The organism is Halanaerobium congolense (assembly GCF_004366375.1).
Taxonomy (GTDB): Bacteria; Bacillota; Halanaerobiia; order Halanaerobiales; family Halanaerobiaceae; genus Halanaerobium; species Halanaerobium congolense.
Genome location: NZ_SOEF01000061.1, coordinates 1 through 6,600 on the forward strand (window position 1 = coordinate 1; position 6,600 = coordinate 6,600).

Annotated in this window: 2 protein-coding genes; one reads left to right on the forward strand and one right to left on the reverse strand. The window is 39.0% G+C overall.

Translation table 11 applies throughout. The annotated features are described in order from the left end of the window. Positions 1 to 219 precede the first annotated feature (219 nt). Positions 220 to 1,554, reverse strand: coding sequence for a type I glutamate--ammonia ligase (gene glnA / locus C7954_RS13125; protein WP_089655736.1), 1,335 nt, complete (start codon positions 1,552 to 1,554; stop codon positions 220 to 222). 335 nt (positions 1,555 to 1,889) lie between these two features. On the opposite strand from glnA, the gene gltB reads away from it, so the two are divergent. After that, entirely contained in the window at positions 1,890 to 6,503 is a 4,614-nt protein-coding gene (gltB, locus tag C7954_RS13130) for a glutamate synthase large subunit (protein WP_134060272.1), read from the forward strand. Positions 6,504 to 6,600: the final 97 nt, after the last annotated feature.

Sequence of the window (6,600 nt, forward strand, 5' to 3'; positions counted from 1 at the left end):
AAATCTTTCACCCACCGGGTGAAAATAATATTTTGATAGAATGTTGCTATATTAGGACTGATAATTTATTTCGTGGTTGCTATGAATAATTCAGGTTTAAATAAGTCTATAAAATTAAAAAGAGTTATAAAACAAAAACCTTCCTGTGAAATATTCAACTGGAAGGCTTTTGTAGAGTGAGTATCTGCATTATATACTTTTGTTCTCAATTCTCGCTAATTAAAAGGTAGAAAGATATTTATCTAATTCCCACTGGCTGACCTGAGTTCTATATTCATCCCATTCAACCTTTTTAGCAGCAACAAAGTGTTCTAAAACATGTTCACCTAAAACACTTGTAATAACTTCATCTTTTAAAAGTAGGCTGACAGCTTTATCGATATTTGCCGGCAGACTTTCAATTTTACTTTCTTCTTTTTTCGCAGCTGACATTTCATAAATATTTTCTAAAACTTCTGCAGGTGGTTCAATTTCATTTTTAATTCCATCAAGACCGGCTTTTAACATAACTGCAATTGCTAGATAGGGGTTAGCACTGGGATCAGGATTTCTTAATTCCAATCTTGTACCTGCACCACGAGCGGCTGGAATTCTGATTAAGGCACTTCTGTTGGCACTTGACCAGGCTACATAAACTGGAGCTTCATAGCCAGGTACTAAACGCTTATATGAATTAATTGAAGGGTTAGTGATTGCAGTAATGGCTCTAGCATGTTTTAATAATCCTCCAATGTAGTGATAAGCAGTTTTGCTTAAACCTAAACGGTCATTTTCATCATAAAAAACATTTTTTCCATCCTTAAATAATGATTGATGGACATGCATTCCGGAACCATTTTCACCAAAAATAGGTTTAGGCATAAAAGTAGCGTGTAAACCGTGTTCGTGAGCAATAGATTTAGTTACAAACTTAAAAGTAGCAATATTATCAGCGGTTTCTAAAGCAGGTGCATATTTAAAATCAATTTCATGCTGACCTGGAGCTACCTCGTGGTGAGATGCTTCAACTTCAAAACCCATTTCTTCTAAAGCTAAAACGATACTGCGGCGGGCATTAATTCCTTTATCAATTGGTCCTAAATCAAAGTAACCACCATTATCGTGAGTTTTGGTAGTGGCCTCACCATTTTCATCTAATTGGAAAAGGAAAAATTCTGGTTCTGGACCAACATTCATTTCATAACCCATTTCTTCAGCTTCTTTTAAAGCTTTTTTTAATACATTACGCGGACCGCCTGAAAAAGGAGTACCATCTGGCATATAAACATCACAGATCAAGCGGGCAACTGCTCCATCTTTTTCCGGACGCCAGGGAAAAATAGTAAAAGTATCATAATCTGGTCTTAAATACATATCAGATTCCTGAATCCTGGTAAAACCATCAATGGAAGAACCATCAAACATAATTTTGTTATCAAGTGCATCTTCCAGTTGTTTAACTGTTATTGCAACATTTTTGACTATCCCGAGGATATCAGTAAACTGCATTCTGATAAACCTAACATTCTTTTCTTCTGCCATCTTTAAAATATCTTCTTTGCTGTACTTTGACATCATAATCACTCTCCTAAATTATTTGATTGTTGATTTCTGACTTCAGTATATTCCTTTTTAAAATTAAGTTCAATAACTCTCATTTTTTAATCCATGTATACAGATATTATGGTTTCTAAATTCATCAAAATAAGCTTTCCAGCAATATAATCCCTGTATACAGGTATAGAAATTTTCAAATCTATTTACAGAGCACTTCTTTAGCTCTATACTTTAAAGTACACATTAGCAGAGACATCTGATTATATTTTGTTATTTAAATTTCAATCACAAAAAATATTCAGCTGCCTGAGCCTTTAGTTCAAAACTAATCTAAAAAAGAAGGAATGATTTTTATGACTTTTACAAAACTGCCTGAAAAACAGGGGTTATATAGTCCGGAATTTGAGCACGATGCTTGTGGTATGGGATTTGTGAGCCATATTAAAGGTAGAAAGTCCCATCAGATAGTTAAACAGGCCTTAGAAGTGTTGGTTAATTTAAGCCACCGGGGAGCAAGTGGTAGTGAAGAAAATACTGGTGATGGTGCCGGGATACTTATTCAGCTTCCTGACAATTTTTTAAGGAAGCAGCTAGCTGAAGAGGGGGTACCACTTCCTCAAGTAGGAGAGTATGGAGTAGGAATGATTTTTCTGCCGCAGGATAAAATGAAGCGAGAAGCAATTAGGGAATTAGTTGAAAATACTATAAGAGCAGAAGGTCAGAAGCTGCTTGGTTGGCGAAAGGTGCCCATAAATCCAGCTGGAATTGGAAACTCCGCCTTGGAAGTAATGCCAGATTTTTATCAAGTTTTTATTGAAAAATCAAAAGAAGTAGAGCAGGGAATAGATTTTGAACGAAAATTATATTTAATCCGCAAAAAAATAGAAAATAAAATTCGTAATTCAGAGTATCAAGGAGACTTATATTTTGCTTCCCTATCCAGCCGTACTTTAGTCTATAAGGGAATGCTGACTCCCGAGCAGCTGGAAGGGTTTTTCCCTGATTTAAGTCACCCAAAAATGGAGACAGCGATTGCCCTGGTGCATTCACGCTTCAGCACCAACACCTTTCCCAGCTGGGAAAGAGCCCATCCTAACCGATATTTGATCCATAATGGTGAGATCAATACGATGCTGGGCAACCAGAACTGGATGAGGGCTAGAGAAGGAATTTTTGAAAGTGATATTTTCAGCGATGACTTAAAAGAACTGCTGCCGGTTATTGCACCTGAAGGCAGTGATTCAGCTCGTTTTGATAATGTTTTAGAGTTTTTAGCTTTAAACGGACGCTCGCTGGCTCATTCTGTGATGATGATGATTCCCGAACCCTGGGAGAATAATGAAGAGATGGAAAGAAAAAAGAGAGATTTTTATTATTACCACAGTACAATTATGGAAGCCTGGGATGGCCCTGCTGCAATGGCTTTTACCGATGGAACTCAGGTGGGAGCTGTGCTTGATCGAAATGGCCTCCGTCCTTCCCGCTATTATCTGACAGATGATGATTTATTGGTTTTAGCTTCAGAAGTTGGGGTGCTTGATCTGCCGGAGGAGAAAGTTATTAGCAAACAGAGGCTGGAGCCGGGTAAGATGCTGCTTTTAGATACTGAAGAAGGAAGAATTATTAATGACCAGGAACTGAAGGCAGAGATTGCAGCGGCTGAGCCTTATGGAAAATGGCTTGAAGAAGAACTAATAGAGCTCAAAGATTTAAAAGCAGAGTTAGAGAAGTTAGAAGCTGCAGATGAAAGAACTGGAATAAAGGATTTGCAGTCCTCTACCTTGGTTAAGCTGCAGAAAAGTTTTGGCTACAGCTATGAAGATTTACAGAAGATTTTAATTCCAATGGCCCGCGATGGAGTTGATCCAATTGGCTCTATGGGTAATGATGCCTCACTGGCAGTTTTATCTGACCAGCCTCAGCTTTTATATAATTACTTTAAGCAGCGCTTTGCACAGGTAACAAATCCTCCCATTGATTCGATTAGAGAGAAGTTGATTACAGCGACTAATACTTTTTTAGGTTCGGAATCTAATTTACTGAAGCCGGATGCTAAAAGCTGCCGACAGCTGGAGCTGGATCATCCACTGCTGAGTAATGAGGAGCTTAGGTTAATTAAAGGAATGGACCAGCCGGGCTTTAAAACAGCGATACTGAAGATTATATTTGATAAAAAAGAAGAGAGTCTGGAAACAAGAATGACTGAACTATTTAAAGAAGCTGAAGCTTTAATTGCTGAGGGAGTAAATATTTTAATTCTTTCTGACCGAGGAGTAAATGGCAGCAAAGTTGCTGTACCTGCACTTTTAGCAGTAAGCGGACTCCATCATTATTTAATTGGAAAGGGTTTAAGAACAGAAATCAGTCTGGTTTTAGAATCAGGTGAGCCGAAAGAGGTCCACCATTTTTCAGTTTTAATCGGTTATGGACTAGATGCAGTAAATCCATATCTAGCTTTTGCAACTCTGGAAGATTTAGTTAAAAAAGGCCACCTTGAATCCAGCAAAGAAAAGGCTGTACAGAAATATATCAAAGCAGCTGTAAAGGGTGTTGTTAAAGTAATGGCCAAAATGGGAATCTCCACAGTTCAGAGCTATCGAGGAGCCCAGATTTTTGAGGCTATTGGAATTTCTGAAGCAGTTATAGATAAATATTTCTGCCGCACAGCCTCCCGCATCGGTGGAATTGGGATTGAGGAGATTGAAAAAGAGAGCATAATGCGCCATGATAGTGCTTTTAAGGGAGTTAAAGTAGAAAAGGAAACACTTGATCCAGGTGGTAATTTTAGCTGGCGAAAAGATGGAGAAGAACACCTTTATGATCCTGAGACTATTTATTTACTGCAGCGGTCAGTGAGAGATAATAATTATGAGCTGTTTAAAGAATACAGAGCAAAGATAAATGATCAGAGCACTAAAATGCTGACTCTGCGCGGACTATTAGAACCTGAATATCAGTCAGAACCAATTCCAATCGAAGAGGTTGAGCCGGCAGAAGCAATCATGAAGCGTTTTAAAACAGGAGCGATGTCCTACGGCTCGATCAGTAAGGAAGCACATGAGGCACTGGCGATTGCTATGAATAGGATCGGTGGTAAAAGTAATACGGGTGAAGGTGGAGAAGATCCAGAGCGCTTTACTCCTGATGAAAATGGGAATTTAAGGAGCAGTGCTATTAAACAGGTTGCCTCTGGCCGATTTGGTGTTAATTCTCACTATTTGGTTAATGCTAAAGAAATTCAAATCAAGATGGCCCAAGGAGCAAAACCGGGTGAAGGTGGACAGCTGCCTGGCAAAAAAGTTTATCCCTGGATTGCAGAATGCAGAGGAACAACTCCAGGAGTAGGGCTAATTTCACCCCCACCACACCATGATATTTATTCAATTGAGGATTTAGCTCAGCTGATCCATGATTTAAAAAATGCCAACCGTGAGGCCAGAATTAACGTTAAATTGGTATCTGAAGTAGGAGTTGGTACAGTTGCAGCTGGGGTTGCTAAAGGTAAAGCAGATGTAATTTTAATCAGCGGTTATGATGGTGGAACAGGTGCTTCTCCCCGGACCAGTATCCGCCATGCCGGACTTCCCTGGGAGCTAGGTCTGTCTGAAACTCATCAGACTCTTGTTTTAAATGACCTCAGAGACCGGGTAACTTTAGAGACAGACGGTAAGATAATGACCGGTAAAGATTTAGCAGTGGCAGCAATGTTGGGAGCAGAAGAATTTGGTTTTGCTACAACTCCCCTGGTAGCTTTAGGCTGTGTTATGATGAGGGTCTGCAGCAAGAATACTTGCCCGGTTGGAGTTGCAACTCAGGATCCGGAACTGCGGCAGAGGTTTCAGGGTAAACCTGAGCATGTGGTTAATTTTATGCGCTTTATGGCTGAAGATTTCCGACAGGAGCTGGCAGCCTTAGGTTTCCGCTCTGTAAATGAACTGGTAGGTAGAGTTGATAAACTAAGACAGGATAAAACTAAAGATCATTGGAAGGCCAAGGGTCTTGATTATGCCGCTATTTTATATCAGCCTAAAAATGCAAAAGAAAAAGCTGTTTACTGTCAGCAAAAGCAGGATCACGGACTGGAGAAAAGTCTGGACTCAAGAGAACTGCTGGAAATGACAAAAGAAGCAGTAGAAAATGGCATTCTGCTCGAAAAAGACCTAAAGATTCATAATACAGATCGAGTTGTCGGAACAATTTTGGGTAGTGAAATAACAAAACTTTATGGAGCTGAGGGACTCAAAGAAGATACAATTCAGCTTAACTTCACCGGTTCTGCTGGACAAAGTTTTGCCGCTTATCTGCCTAAAGGAGTAACTTTTAGGCTCAAAGGAGACAGCAACGATTATCTTGGTAAAGGACTATCAGGAGCAAAGGTAATAGTTGAGAAATCAGAAATGTCAAAGTTTAAAGCTGAAGAAAATATTATTATTGGTAATGTGGCCTTCTTTGGTGCAACTTCCGGTAATGCCTATATAGAAGGAAAAGCAGGTGAGCGTTTCTGTGTGAGAAACAGTGGAGTAAATGCTGTTGTCGAAGGTCTTGGAGATCATGGCTGTGAATATATGACCGGTGGAAAAGTTGTAGTTCTCGGTCAGGTTGGCCGTAATTTCGCTGCTGGAATGACAGGTGGAACTGCCTATGTATTTGACTTAGAAGCTGAATTTAAGGATAAAGTGAATGAAGAAATGGTTGAGCTTGACTATTTAACTGAAACGAAAGATGAAATGATAGTTAAAGAAATGATTGAAAAACATTTAAAATATACCGGCAGCGATCTAGCCGCTGAGATTTTGAATAACTGGCAGGAATATAAGTCAAAATTCATTCGGGTAATGCCGCGTGATTACCAGCGGATGATTAGTGCGATTGCTGACTTTGAAGCACAGGGCTTAAACAGAGATGATGCTTTGATGAAGGCTTTTGAGAAAAATGTTCATGATAAAGCTCGAGTCAGCGGTAATTAGGAGATAACGTCAAATAAAATATGATAGTTACCATAAAATGTAAGTAAATAGTAATAGATCACCACTAATTTTAATTATAATAAAAATATTCAGAATG